The organism is Alteromonas oceanisediminis (genome assembly GCF_018474025.1).
Taxonomy (GTDB): Bacteria; Pseudomonadota; Gammaproteobacteria; order Enterobacterales; family Alteromonadaceae; genus Alteromonas_E; species Alteromonas_E oceanisediminis.
In genome coordinates this window covers 87,475-99,700 of record NZ_JAHCTA010000002.1, presented here as the reverse complement: position 1 = coordinate 99,700, position 12,226 = coordinate 87,475, and the positions used below count along the sequence as shown (strand labels likewise).

15 protein-coding genes are annotated in these 12,226 nt (G+C 48.1%); 9 read left to right on the top strand and 6 right to left on the bottom strand.

Annotation, left to right across the window (positions count from 1 at the left end; translation table 11 throughout):
• Positions 1-2 precede the first annotated feature (2 nt).
• Together KIU71_RS03650 and ruvX are read left to right on the top strand one after the other, a co-directional pair.
• Positions 3-560 (top strand): YqgE/AlgH family protein, encoded by a 558-nt coding sequence (locus KIU71_RS03650; RefSeq protein WP_214129823.1) that lies wholly within the window; start codon positions 3-5, stop codon positions 558-560.
• A gap of 12 nt (positions 561-572) precedes the next feature.
• Positions 573-998: a Holliday junction resolvase RuvX gene (gene ruvX, locus KIU71_RS03645; protein ID WP_214129822.1), complete on the top strand. Its 426-nt coding sequence runs from the start codon at positions 573-575 to the stop codon at positions 996-998.
• Between the two features lie 26 nt (positions 999-1,024).
• Here ruvX and KIU71_RS03640 read toward each other — a convergent pair whose 3' ends face one another.
• From KIU71_RS03640 to KIU71_RS03630, 3 genes are read right to left on the bottom strand one after another with little or no spacing between them, the layout of a single operon-like run.
• Positions 1,025-1,369, bottom strand: coding sequence for a putative signal transducing protein (locus tag KIU71_RS03640; protein WP_250207243.1), 345 nt, complete (start codon positions 1,367-1,369; stop codon positions 1,025-1,027).
• Positions 1,347-2,462: a PilT/PilU family type 4a pilus ATPase gene (locus KIU71_RS03635; protein WP_214129821.1), complete on the bottom strand. Its 1,116-nt coding sequence runs from the start codon at positions 2,460-2,462 to the stop codon at positions 1,347-1,349. The genes KIU71_RS03640 and KIU71_RS03635 overlap by 23 nt, the downstream gene beginning before the upstream one ends.
• A gap of 9 nt (positions 2,463-2,471) precedes the next feature.
• Positions 2,472-3,515: a type IV pilus twitching motility protein PilT gene (locus tag KIU71_RS03630; RefSeq protein WP_214129820.1), complete on the bottom strand. Its 1,044-nt coding sequence runs from the start codon at positions 3,513-3,515 to the stop codon at positions 2,472-2,474.
• A 31-nt stretch (positions 3,516-3,546) separates the two neighbouring features.
• Between KIU71_RS03630 and KIU71_RS03625 the strand changes: the two genes are divergently transcribed.
• The 4 genes from KIU71_RS03625 to KIU71_RS03610 are packed head-to-tail and all read left to right on the top strand — an operon-like array spanning position 3,547 to position 6,084.
• The gene (locus KIU71_RS03625; RefSeq protein WP_214129819.1) at positions 3,547-4,233 is read left to right on the top strand and encodes a YggS family pyridoxal phosphate-dependent enzyme; all 687 of its coding nucleotides are present in this window, start codon (positions 3,547-3,549) and stop codon (positions 4,231-4,233) included.
• A gap of 8 nt (positions 4,234-4,241) precedes the next feature.
• Positions 4,242-5,063, top strand: coding sequence for a pyrroline-5-carboxylate reductase (proC, locus tag KIU71_RS03620; RefSeq protein ID WP_214129818.1), 822 nt, complete (start codon positions 4,242-4,244; stop codon positions 5,061-5,063).
• A 14-nt stretch (positions 5,064-5,077) separates the two neighbouring features.
• Complete coding sequence (locus tag KIU71_RS03615; RefSeq protein WP_214129817.1) at positions 5,078-5,617, top strand: YggT family protein; 540 nt, start codon at positions 5,078-5,080, stop codon at positions 5,615-5,617.
• Positions 5,618-5,649: 32 nt separating this feature from the next.
• Positions 5,650-6,084 (top strand): DUF4426 domain-containing protein, encoded by a 435-nt coding sequence (locus KIU71_RS03610; RefSeq protein ID WP_214129816.1) that lies wholly within the window; start codon positions 5,650-5,652, stop codon positions 6,082-6,084.
• A gap of 9 nt (positions 6,085-6,093) precedes the next feature.
• Here KIU71_RS03610 and yaaA read toward each other — a convergent pair whose 3' ends face one another.
• The gene (gene yaaA / locus KIU71_RS03605) at positions 6,094-6,867 is read right to left on the bottom strand and encodes a peroxide stress protein YaaA (protein WP_214129815.1); all 774 of its coding nucleotides are present in this window, start codon (positions 6,865-6,867) and stop codon (positions 6,094-6,096) included.
• A 182-nt stretch (positions 6,868-7,049) separates the two neighbouring features.
• Here yaaA and tal point away from each other — a divergent pair, with 182 nt between their 5' ends.
• The 3 genes from tal (at position 7,050) to KIU71_RS03590 (ending at position 10,189) form a co-directional block, all read left to right on the top strand.
• Positions 7,050-8,003 (top strand): transaldolase, encoded by a 954-nt coding sequence (tal, locus tag KIU71_RS03600; protein WP_214129814.1) that lies wholly within the window; start codon positions 7,050-7,052, stop codon positions 8,001-8,003.
• Positions 8,004-8,173: 170 nt separating this feature from the next.
• Positions 8,174-9,841 (top strand): glucose-6-phosphate isomerase, encoded by a 1,668-nt coding sequence (pgi, locus tag KIU71_RS03595; RefSeq protein WP_214129813.1) that lies wholly within the window; start codon positions 8,174-8,176, stop codon positions 9,839-9,841.
• Between the two features lie 171 nt (positions 9,842-10,012).
• The gene (locus KIU71_RS03590; RefSeq protein ID WP_214129812.1) at positions 10,013-10,189 is read left to right on the top strand and encodes a DUF3545 family protein; all 177 of its coding nucleotides are present in this window, start codon (positions 10,013-10,015) and stop codon (positions 10,187-10,189) included.
• A gap of 78 nt (positions 10,190-10,267) precedes the next feature.
• Here the strand turns inward: KIU71_RS03590 and ung are convergent, their stop codons facing one another.
• Both ung and thrC read right to left on the bottom strand, forming a co-directional pair.
• Positions 10,268-10,930, bottom strand: coding sequence for a uracil-DNA glycosylase (ung, locus tag KIU71_RS03585; protein ID WP_214129811.1), 663 nt, complete (start codon positions 10,928-10,930; stop codon positions 10,268-10,270).
• A gap of 6 nt (positions 10,931-10,936) precedes the next feature.
• Positions 10,937-12,223, bottom strand: a complete 1,287-nt coding sequence (gene thrC, locus KIU71_RS03580; protein ID WP_214129810.1) for a threonine synthase — start codon at positions 12,221-12,223, stop codon at positions 10,937-10,939.
• Between the last annotated feature and the right edge of the window lie 3 nt (positions 12,224-12,226).

The window sequence follows — 12,226 nt, the reverse complement described above, 5'->3', positions numbered from 1 at the left end:
TTATGACTACCTTCGAAAATCATTTTCTCATCGCCATGCCCACATTGGACGATCCTTACTTTTCTCGCTCACTCACCTATATCTGCGAGCATAATGCTGAGGGAGCAATGGGACTTGTTATTAATCAACCGACAACACTGTCGTTAGCCGCGTTACTTGAACAAATTGATGAATCGCTACCCGTTGAAGACGACTACGCCGACACGATTGTGTTAGCCGGGGGGCCGGTGGCCCAAGACCGTGGTTTTATTCTACACACCAACCAACCAGGCTGGTCATCCAGTTTACAGTTGACACCCGAGATTATGGTTACCACGTCAAAAGACATCTTACCCGCATTGGCAACGTCGGCGGGCCCGGATAAATCCATCATTACGTTAGGGTACGCCGGTTGGACAGCAGGGCAGCTAGAACAAGAAATCCAAGAGAACAGCTGGCTGACGGTAGAAGCTGATCTGGATATTCTCTTCAACACGCCGATTCACAAACGCTGGCAAGCCGCAGTCAACAAACTGGGTGTTGATATTTGGCAACTTGCGCCGAATGTCGGGCATGCTTAAAGGACGGTTAACATGTCTCAAACGCTACTTTGCTTTGACTATGGCCTGAAAAGTATTGGTGTCGCGATAGGTCAATCTATCACTGGCACAGCGTCACCGCTTTTTGCGCTAAAAGCTAACGACGGTGTCCCCGACTGGGCTCGGGTTCAAGCGTTATTTGATGACTGGATACCCAATCGCTGTATTGTCGGCCTGCCACTCAACATGGATGGTACCGAACAGCCTATTTCTGCTCGCGCCAGAACTTTTGCCAATCGTTTGCAGGGGCGATTCAGAAAGCCTGTCGAGTTATGGGACGAACGCTTAACTACGGTTGACGCTAAAGCCGAACTTTTCTCTCTGGGTGGATTTAAAAAGTTGGAAAAAGGCAAAGTCGATAGTGTCTCTGCCTGCCTGATATTACAAAGTTGGTTTGAAGCGCAGGGGCATGCCCTCTAGAGCATGTTGATCTTTGCTCGGTTTGGCTAGTCAGGTCGAGCAGTACCGCACTGCCAACACAGGTTAAAACTTGGTTCATTTACCTCCTGACACCCTGAACACAACCAGCTCGCTTGCCCCTGCTTCGCTTGGTTTTCTGTCATAAAAGTATCGATCAGACGCTGTGCTTTCGGTTGCCATTCATCATCAGCAATCCACACTTCTGGCTGGGCATCAAGAGGCGACACCTCGCCAATGGCCCCAGCGATGTACTCGTTTTTCAGGTAGCACGGCACGCCACTGTCATCGAGTAATTGCTTGATGCGATAAACCGTGAAATGGTCAAAATCCCGGAAAACCCGCAAGCCATTAATCCATGTCGATGGACACATTGGACAAGGAGCCTAGCCCACTGCCCTCATTGGTATCCAGTTTGATCATGAGGCGCAGATCATTCGGTGAATCGGCGTGATGTAATGCTTGATCTAACGATATTTTACCCGCCTTGAAATGTTCATAAAGGGCCATATCGAAGCTCTGCATCCCCATTTCGCGACCTTTTTTCATGGCCTCTTTCAGGCCGCCAATTTCATTGCGCTGTATAAGATCGGTGACCAGTGGTGAGTTCAATAATATTTCTATTGCGGCTACGCGGCCCTTCCCATCAATAGTGGGTACTAACTGCTGTGCAACAATGGCACGGATATTTAAACTCAAATCAAAGCGTAACTTGTCGTGCAAATCTTTCGGCGCGAGATGCATGATCCGCTCAATCGCTTGATTAGCATTGTTGGCATGCAATGTCGCAACGCACAGATGGCCGGTGTCGGCAAACGACATTGCGTATTCCATAGTCTCCATAGAACGTATTTCGCCAATCAGGATCACATCAGGCGCTTGGCGAAGGGATGATTTTAGCGCATCGTGAAAGGAATGTGTGTCGATCCCGACCTCGCGCTGAGTAACCACACAGTTGCGATGTTCGTGAACAAATTCAATGGGATCTTCAATCGTCAGGATATGACCTTTCGAATGTTGGTTTCTATGTCCAATGAGTGCCGCCAGTGAAGTTGATTTCCCTGTGCCTGTCCCGCCAACAAACAATACCAAACCGCGCTTTGCCATAATGATGTCTTGCAAAACAGGCGGCAAGCCAAGTTCTTCGGCTTTGGGGATCTGCGTAACAATGCGGCGAATAACCATACCAGCAAGATCACGCTGCCAAAACGCACTGCAGCGAAAGCGGCCAATTCCCTCACGCGCGATGGCGAAATTACATTCCTTATTTTCAGCGAACTCTTTCTGTTGCGCAGGGGTCATTGCCTGATGCACTAAACTAAGCGCGTCATCAGCCGTCAGCTTCGTATCGTCCAATGGGGTGAGTGTGCCATTAATTTTGGCGCTGACCGGATAATTCACCGTCACAAAAATATCTGACGCGTCGCGCGTGACCATATCCTGCAAATAATCGTCTATGGCAAACATAGTCATTCCTTAGAAACTGGGTTTAGGCTGTTTATCAATCGACTTGGCGGCCGCGTCCTGAGCTGAGATAACGCCCTGCCCGACCAATCGCTGTAAACACTGATCCATCGTCTGCATACCATGGGCTTGGCCCGTTTGGATAACTGAATACATTTGCGGCACTTTATCCTCACGGATCAAGTTTCGGATGGCAGGAATGCCGACCATGATTTCGTGAGCCGCTATACGCCCACCGCCCACTTTTTTCAGCAATGTTTGCGAAATAACGGCACGCAGCGATTCTGACAACATTGAGCGTACCATGGCTTTTTCCTCGGCTGGAAATACATCAATGATCCGGTCAATCGTTTTTGGTGCGGAGTTGGTGTGCAGCGTACCAAACACCAAATGCCCCGTTTCGGCAGCAGAAATCGCCAAGCGTATGGTTTCTAAATCACGTAACTCACCGACCAGAATAACGTCTGGATCTTCACGCAGGGCTGAACGCAATGCATTTGAAAAACTGTGGGTATCACGGTGTACTTCGCGCTGATTCACGACGCATAATTTGTTATCGTGCACGAACTCGATGGGGTCTTCAATCGTCAGAATATGTTCACGTTTGTGTGTATTAATATGGTCAACCATGGCGGCGAGGGTCGTACTTTTACCTGAGCCAGTCGCCCCCGTCACCAACACAATCCCGGTTGGCTGATTAATGATGTCCTTAAAGATGTTTGGCGCGCCCAAGTCATCCAGCGTCAGCACTTTACTGGGGATCGTTCTCAGCACGGCTGCCGCCCCACGGTTTTGCACAAATGCATTGACCCGGAAACGCGATAGATCTTTCACTTCGAAAGAGAAATCTGTTTCCAGATTTTCTTCATACTCTTTGCGTTGCATATCGTTCATGATTTCATAGATCAACGCATGCACTTGTTTATGGTCGAGTGCGGGCACATTGAGTCGGCGCATCTCGCCATCAACCCGAATAATCGGTGGTAAACCTGCGGTCAAATGCAAATCTGATGCGTTGTTTTTTACACTAAAAGCCAAAAGTTCGGTAATATCCAAAGCCTGTTTCTCCGATTAAACTGTTGATGCAATGCAAACAATAGCAGATAGCCTGCACTGCGCACAGAACTTGATTGCGCAAAGTCTCAATAACGCTAATCGTCCTGCAAACGCAGTAAAATTACTAGCCGTTAGCAAAACAAAACCCGTATCTGATTTGCGTGCTGCGTATATCGCTGGGCAACGTTTATTTGGTGAAAACTACGTTCAGGAAGGCGTGAGTAAAATCGAGGCATTGCAAGATTTAAAGGATATTGAGTGGCACTTTATTGGCCCGTTACAATCCAATAAAACGCGCTTAGTGGCGGAGCATTTCGACTGGGTTCACAGTGTTGATCGTCTTAAAATCGCAGGACGGCTGTCGGACCAACGCCCTCACTATAAAGGCCCAATGAACGTGTGTATTCAGGTCAACATTGACGACGAAGAGAGCAAATCTGGCGTATCTGCCGATGAGGTAGGCGCTTTGGCAGACGCTGTGAGCTCGTGTGTTAATCTGCGGCTTCGTGGCCTGATGACGATCCCAAATGCGTCTCAGAATAACACCCAGCTGGACCAGAGTTTTCAACGCATGGCAACGTTGTTCACTGACTTGAAAGGACAGTATTCAACCATAGATACACTATCAATGGGAATGAGTGGTGACTTAGATCAGGCCATTTCCGCAGGTTCGACTATGGTACGATTAGGTACCGCTATTTTCGGCGCAAGAACGTAAGGAGTAGAATGCAACAACGTACAGTAGGTTTCATCGGCGCGGGTAACATGACCCAAAGTATCATTCGCGGCCTCGTGGCCTCAGGCTATCCGGCCGACGCCATTATCGCGAGCAACCGTTCTGAGGGCAAATTGAACGCGCTCAACGCTGATTTAGGCATTCAGATAACCACAGACAATAACGATGTACTGCGGCAATCTGACGTTGTGGTGTTGTCCGTTAAACCGCAGATGATGGCCGATATGCTGTCTGCTTGTGATGCTTCTTTAGTCAGTGACGACATGGTTTTTATGTCTATCGCCGCCGGCTTACCCTTACAGCGGCTTGCTGAAATGCTGCCTGCCGCACAGAAATGGGTTCGCGCCATGCCAAATACGCCCAGTGCTGTGGGCTTAGGTATGACAGGCTTGTACGGTAATCCACACGTCACGCAAGCTGATCAAGCCTTATGTAATGAATTGATGTCTGCTGTGGGTGAAACGCTGTGGGTAGAAAATGAAGCCCAAATTGATGGTGTCATCGCCGCTGCAGGTAGCTCTCCGGCCTATTTCTTTTTATTTTTGGAAGCAATGCAAGCTGAAGCTGAAAAAATGGGATTTAGCCACCAACAAGCACGAGTTCTCGTGCAACAAGCCATGCGTGGCGCTGCCGAGATGGTGATGCAAAACCCAGATACTGAAATTAGCACGTTGCGCACGAATGTCATGTCGAAAGGGGGCACAACGGCAGAAGCGGTCAACACATTCATCGCGGGCGGTTTACCTGAACTGGTCAGCAAATCAATGCAGGCCGCGGTGACGCGCGCTCAGCAAATGTCAAAGCAACTTTAGGAAAGACTGAGTCTATGAACGCTACCTACTTTTTGGTTTCCACCCTATTCAACCTGTATTTAATGGTGGTGCTTTTGCGTCTCTGGTTGCAATTAGCACGCGCTGACTTTTACAACCCGTTAAGTCAGGTAGTGGTCAAAGCGACACAGCCTGTTGTCGGCCCGCTTCGCCGCGTGATCCCTTCAATAGGGCCTTTTGATACGGCAACCTTTGTGTTTGCACTAGCCGTTTCGGCACTTAAAATTGTGGTGATCAGTCTGATGTTTAGCGCGCCTCTCAACCCCATAGGGGTGATTGTTGCCGCCCTGATCGATATGCTTCGCGAGGGACTCTCGTTGGTGTTCTGGGTGTTGATTTTGCGCGCGATACTCAGTTGGGTCAGTCAGGGCAATAATCCTGTTGAATATGTGTTAATGCAGCTAACTGAGCCGTTTCTGCGCCCAATTCGTAGTGTATTACCACAGATGGGTGGACTTGACCTGTCGGTACTGGTGGCCATCATCGCTTTGCAGTTTATCCGAATTTTATTGGGTGATGTGTTTGGCGGCTTTTAATCCTCATTTGCCTTTTATTGTCAGGAGATTTTATGCCTAATAGACTTTATCGCGCGCTATTGAGTGTGCTTCTCCTGACCATGCTGGCTTTTTCAGTCCACGCTGAACAGAAAGTGACGCTGGGTGATTGGGACGTGCACTATATGGTGGTGGGCACCACCTTCCTAACGCCGCAGGTCGCGAATGCCAATGACATTGTGCGCAGCCGCTACAATGCATTGATCAATATTTCGGTGCTTGACGCAGACACTCAAAAGGCGCAGGACATTGCTATCACAGGCTCCGCGACCAATCTGTTAGGCACAAAAAAGAACCTCTCCTTCAAGCAGGTGCGTGAAGGCGAAGCGATATACTACTTGGCTCAATTAAATTTTCGTGACCGTGAAACCTATCGTTTCAACGTGGTTATTCAGCAAGGCAATCAGTCGCAAACCTTAAAATTCCAACAGGAGTTATTTGTCGACTAATGCGCTGAGTTATTGCTCAGCGCGTGTGAATACCCATTCTTGGTCTGAACTCAGCGACGCTGAATACTGATAATCCGCTGTGTCAAATTGTTTGAGTTGCTCAGCGTCTGTGATTTTATGTTGAATAATATAACGAGCCATGAGGCCACGGGCTTTTTTGGCGTAAAAACTAATCACTTTTAGCTTGCCGTTTTTTGTATCTTTGAATACCGGTGTAATGACCCGAGGTGTCAACGCTTGCTCGTCAACGGCTTTAAAGTACTCGTTTGAAGCGAGGTTAACCAATACATCCGTGTTCTGTTTCTCTGCCGCGTTATTCAGTGCTTCTGAGATCTTTTGCCCCCAGTATTGATATAGATTATCCCCCCGATCATTTTTGAGTTTTGTCCCCATTTCTAAGCGGTATGCCTGCATCAAATCCATAGGTTTCAAAACACCGTAGAGTCCGGACAATATACGTAGATGTTGTTGCGCAAAGGCCATGTCGCTTTTATCCAACGTGGTTGCGTCAAGTCCTACGTAAACATCACCATTGAACGTCAGTACTGCCGGTTTAGCGTTTTGCTGTGTAAATGGCGTCGTAAAATTGTTGAAACGCTCTGCATTCAAAATCGCCAGTTTGTCGCTGATCTTCATTAAAGAGGCTAACTCTGCTGGTGATAATTTTTTGCATTGCTCGGCGAGATTCTTTGCATCGTCAAGCAATTGTGGTTGAGAGGGTTCCAGAGGAGCCGAATAAGGCTCGGTATCCAGATTTTTAGCGGGGGACAATACGACCAGCATGCCGACTCCTAACAGTGTTTGTTCTGATATGTATTGAGAGATTGCGTCATTTTTCCCGGTTACAAGGCAGGATGATGATTTTCATTGAATTTTTACAACACCACTGGCACTGATGCACGGACAGCGATACCCTACACGTATGACACAGTGCTATTCACGACACGCTAATTCAGGACACCACTATGACAAACCAACTTGCTTCACTCCGTTCAATGACCACTGTGGTTGCCGATACGGGTGACATTGAAGCTATCCGTAAATATCAGCCAGTTGACGCGACGACCAACCCTTCATTGCTGCTTAAAGCTGCAGAGCTGCCGCAATATGCTGACTTAATTGACGATGCCATCGATTATGCTAAATCCAAAACCAACGATGCCAATCAACAAGTTGAGTTAGCCAGTGACAAGCTAGCGGTGAATATTGGCGAACAGATCCAGTCGATTATACCCGGAAGAATTTCGACAGAAGTTGATGCGCGGCTGTCCTTTGATACCCAAGCAACCATTGCTAAGGCACACGAGCTTATTGCCCTGTACGAACAAGCTGGCGTTGACAAATCACGTATCTTGATCAAAATCGCCTCTACATGGGAAGGGATAAAAGCCGCTGAACAACTTGAGAAGGAAGGTATCAACTGTAACCTTACTTTGCTGTTCAGCTTTGCTCAGGCACAAGCTTGTGCAGAGGCTGGTGTTTATCTTATTTCGCCTTTTGTCGGGCGCATTCTTGACTGGCATAAAAAGAACACAGGAAAAGAGGGTTACGCGCCAGCCGAGGATCCCGGCGTAATATCAGTAACTCGCATTTATAATTACTACAAACAACACGGCTACCCTACTGTTGTCATGGGCGCCAGTTTCAGAAATACCGATGAAATCATCGAACTGGCTGGCTGTGACCGATTAACCATTAGTCCGCAGCTATTGGAAACCTTGGCAAATGCAGCCGGCGAGCTGACGCAAAAATTGGTGGCTGTCGATTCCGATTCACCGAAGCAAGAGGCCTTAACAGAGTCAGCTTTTCGTTGGGCGCACAACGAGGATGCGATGGCCACGGAAAAGCTGGCAGAGGGCATTCGTAATTTTGCCGCGGATCAAGTTAAACTCGAAACTCTCTTGCGGAAAAAATTGTAAACGCCGTGAAGGTCTCAAATTAAACCATTGCTCAGCCGAGATTTTTTCTCGGCTGTTTTTTTACAGCTCCGACCTTTCAGCAAATGTGGTTTTATTTCAACATTTACGCTGCAAACCTTAAGAAATATCCTTTACCATAGCGGAAAACACGCGATTTAAAGGATATCATCATGACCAATCTTACAGCATCAGCGCCATGGCAGGCGCTCAATCAATTGGCCAATCAACTGGAAGGCCAACATATGCGGGACTGGTTTCGTGCCGATCCACAGCGTGTCGCGCGTTATTCTGCCACTGCCTGCGGTATTGAGGTAGATTTTTCCAAAAACCGTATCAACGACAGTGTGATGACGGCACTTTACGAACTTGCCGATCACTGCACAGTGGAAGCTAAGCGAGATGCTATGTTTTCCGGTGAAATGATCAACACCACCGAAGGGCGGGCGGTACTGCACACCGCACTGCGCAATTTCTCGGGTGATGCGGTGATTGTCGATGGTGAAGATGTGATGCCACAAGTCCGGTCCACGCTGAGTAAAATGCGTGAGTTTACGGATACATTGCTGAACGGAAAAATGCTTGGGTACACTGGCAAACCGCTATCTCACGTGGTCGCCATCGGTATCGGCGGTTCGTTCCTGGGGCCTAAAATAATCAGTGAGGCGCTCAAGCCTTACCACAATGACAGCGTTCGCGTTCACTTTGTCGCCAACGTGGATGGGTGTCACATTCGAGACGTTTTGAAGAGTTTAGATCATGAAGAAACGCTGGTACTCATGTCGTCTAAATCCTTCACGACTCAAGAAACTCTGCAAAATACACAAACCGCTAAGGACTGGTTTATGCAACAGGGCGGAGCGCAAAAAGACATTGCGCAACATTTTGCTTGTGTATCCTCGAACGTCACTGCGGCGAAAGAATTTGGTATCAATCCAGATAATGTATTCCCGATGTGGGATTGGGTGGGAGGCCGCTACAGCTTATGGTCTGCCATCGGATTACCCATCGCCCTGTGCCTAGGGTTCAATGCCTTTGAGCAGCTTCTTAAGGGTGCCTTCGCCATGGATGAGCATTTTAAGTCCGCCCCTAAACATGAAAACCTGCCTTTTATCTTGGCCTTGCTAGGAGTGTGGTATCGAAACTTTCAAGGTGCGCAATCACACGTGTTGTTGCCTTACTATCACTACCTTCGCGGCTTCCCTGCCTATGTGCAACAATTGGATATGGAGAGTAATGGTAAGCAAGTGACGCAAAGCGGCAAAAGCATTAATTGTGCGACGGGCCCAATTATCTGGGGTAGCGAAGGAACAAATGGTCAACATTCCTTTCATCAGCTCATTCATCAGAGCAGTACACTGATCCCTGCTGATTTTCTATTACCACTGCGGGTCGACAGCAATGATCTGAATGCGGCACAACACCATGCGATGCTGGCATCTAACTGTTTTGGTCAAACTCAGGCGCTGATGCAAGGTAAAAGCTATGACGAATGCCTGGCTGACTTAAGTGCCACTCAGTACAGTGAAAAAGAGCGCATGCGCATTGCAGCGCATAAAACCATGCCCGGCAATAAGCCAAGCAACACACTGACTTTTGAACGCCTCGATCCGTTTACACTCGGCGCTATCGTTGCGCTGTATGAGCATAAGGTGTTTGTGCAGGGTGCAATCTGGGATGTGAATTCGTTTGATCAATGGGGTGTGGAGTTGGGTAAAGTTTTAGGTAATCAGGTGCTTGACGGTATCGGCGGGAAAAAAGACTTGGGTGAGTTTGACGCCTCTACCGCACGATTAATTGAGCGTTTCGTGCACGCGCAGCAATCGGATGATAGCCACTAGCGTAAAGTCCACGGGTCAGGTCATGGATTGTCATAAAAGCGCAATAAAATGTTAATCGTAAGTTAACATTTCCATTTTATATTAGTCGCCGATGTGGTACATATGTCGTGTTGATGGCAAATTAATCAACCCAATTTCGAAAGTGCGCAATATAACTATAAGGAGATCGCCGTGAATCAAAATGATGTATTCGCGATGGCAGATAGTGAAACCCGAACTACGAAACAACGTTCTAAAAAGCGTAAATGGCGAGAGATAGAAGCCATTCAAGACCGCTTCAAATTAGAAAAAGAACTCTCAGAATACGATTTCGATTTCGACCTTGAATTAGATAGCGCAAACAGATAATCATCTAAACGGCCGCACATTATGCGGCCGTTTTTTGTTGTGTTGTGTTGTGTTGTGTTGCAAGGGCCTGTGCCCTAGTTAAAGCTGCCAGTTTATAGGTGCTTTGCCTTGCTGGATAAGATAGTCATTGGCCTGACGAAAGTGACCACACCCAATGAAGCCTCGATAGGCTGATAGCGGCGATGGATGGGGCGCAGTGAGTATACAATGCCGATCAGGTTCAACCTGACTCGCTTTGCGTTGTGCATGGCCCCCCCAGAGAAGAAATACGACCCCAGTTGAGTGACGGTTTAATGCCGTGATCACGGTATCGGTAAACCGCTCCCACCCTAATTTAGCATGTGAGTGGGCCTGCCCAGCCTGCACGGTCAGAACGGTATTCAAGAGCAGAACGCCTTGCGCCGCCCAAGCTTGTAAATTGCCATGCGCGGGCATTGAGAAGCCATTGAATTCGTGTTGCAACTCTTTGAATATATTGACCAATGACGGTGGTGGCTTGACCCCCTGTTGAACCGAAAAGCATAAGCCATGCGCTTGGTTTGGTCCGTGATAGGGATCCTGACCGAGAATAACAACTTTGACATTCTCAAATGGCGTACTCGAAAACGCGCTAAACACCGATTCCTTGGGCGGATAGATCACCTCACCCGCCGCACGGCGACGGGCTAATTCCTGCATCATTTCGACGAAGTACGGCTGCTGTTTCTCATCGCCGAGAACATCACTCCACGTAGTTGCCACGCCGCATTACTTCCCTAATCTGTCGAACATAAACTTCTTCAAAGCAGCGTAGTCGTTTGCAATATCTACGGACAGACCCTCTTTTCCAGCAACATCAACTAAGGCGGGCGGGAGAGCAATCGGTTGCCCCAATACATTTTCCACAGATTCGCGGAACTTGGCGGGATGAGCGGTACCTAAGAACAGGCCGGTTTCACCCTCTTGCAATTGCTTTGTCAGGGCTCTGAATGCCACTGCCGCGTGAGGCTCACTCAAATAGCCTAATTTTGCCAGTTGCTTCATCGCTACCTGAGTGTAGTCTTCATCAACCGACTCGCCAACAATCTCATCAGGCTGGATTTCGCCGCGTTGCAGCATCGCCTCTATACGCGGCCAGTTGTTAGGTTGACTCACATCCATTGCGTTAGACAAGGTAGCAACCGTTTTCTTTGGTTGCCATTCGCCGGTACGCAAATAGCGCGGTACCGTATCGTTCACATTGGTCGCCGCGATGAAGCGCTTAATGGGTAGCCCAAGCACTTTTGCAATGACGCCAGCAGTGAGATTACCGAAATTACCACTGGGCACTGACACCACCACTTGATTTCGCGCAGACTCTGGCAATTGCGCAAACGCTTCAAAGTAGTAGCACACTTGCGCCATTAGCCGGCTGATATTGATCGAGTTGGCGCTATTCAAATGCAAGCCCTGGCGCACTTCGGGATCGTCGAATGCTGTTTTAACCAATGACTGACAAGCATCAAAATCGGCATCAATGGCAACGGTGTGAATATTTCCACCCAAAGTGGTAAACAACTTTTCCTGTAATGGGCTGATCTTGCCCTTAGGAAACAGGATGACCACGTTAATATTGTCAATGCCGTGAAAAGCATGGGCAACTGCAGCACCTGTATCACCAGATGTAGCTGTTAATATAGTTATTGGCTCACCGGCACTGATATTGGCCAGACACTGAGCCATGAAACGGCCACCAAAATCTTTAAACGCCAGTGTTGGCCCATGGAATAATTCAAGACAATGGATCTGTTCGCTGACAGCTTCAACACGGGCGGGAAAATTAAATGCATTACCCACAATGCTATTCAACGTGGCGTCATCTAACTCGTCACCTAATAAGTGTCTCAATATGACAACGCTGCGTTCTACTAAGGGTTTGTCGAGTAAACCTTGAACATCTTGCATTGGCTGAATGTGTTCTGGAAAAAATAGTCCCTGCTGTTGACCCAAACCGGTCTTGACGGCAGTGGCAAAGTTGACGCGCTCTTCAGCGACTTTTAAATTAACTAATTCCACGCT

Excerpts from the sequence above, each read along its gene's own strand:
- tal (WP_214129814.1), top strand. The coding sequence starts at position 7,050 with ATGACAAACCAACTTGCTTCACTCCGTTCAATGACCACTGTGGTTGCC.
- KIU71_RS03615 (WP_214129817.1), top strand. The coding sequence starts at position 5,078 with ATGAACGCTACCTACTTTTTGGTTTCCACCCTATTCAACCTGTATTTA.
- proC (WP_214129818.1), top strand. The coding sequence starts at position 4,242 with ATGCAACAACGTACAGTAGGTTTCATCGGCGCGGGTAACATGACCCAA.
- yaaA (WP_214129815.1), bottom strand. The coding sequence starts at position 6,867 with ATGCTGGTCGTATTGTCCCCCGCTAAAAATCTGGATACCGAGCCTTAT.
- KIU71_RS03625 (WP_214129819.1), top strand. The coding sequence starts at position 3,547 with ATGCAAACAATAGCAGATAGCCTGCACTGCGCACAGAACTTGATTGCG.
- KIU71_RS03650 (WP_214129823.1), top strand. The coding sequence starts at position 3 with ATGACTACCTTCGAAAATCATTTTCTCATCGCCATGCCCACATTGGAC.
- KIU71_RS03610 (WP_214129816.1), top strand. The coding sequence starts at position 5,650 with ATGCCTAATAGACTTTATCGCGCGCTATTGAGTGTGCTTCTCCTGACC.
- KIU71_RS03635 (WP_214129821.1), bottom strand. The coding sequence starts at position 2,462 with ATGTTTGCCATAGACGATTATTTGCAGGATATGGTCACGCGCGACGCG.
- pgi (WP_214129813.1), top strand. The coding sequence starts at position 8,174 with ATGACCAATCTTACAGCATCAGCGCCATGGCAGGCGCTCAATCAATTG.
- KIU71_RS03640 (WP_250207243.1), bottom strand. The coding sequence starts at position 1,369 with ATGTGTCCATCGACATGGATTAATGGCTTGCGGGTTTTCCGGGATTTT.
- ruvX (WP_214129822.1), top strand. The coding sequence starts at position 573 with ATGTCTCAAACGCTACTTTGCTTTGACTATGGCCTGAAAAGTATTGGT.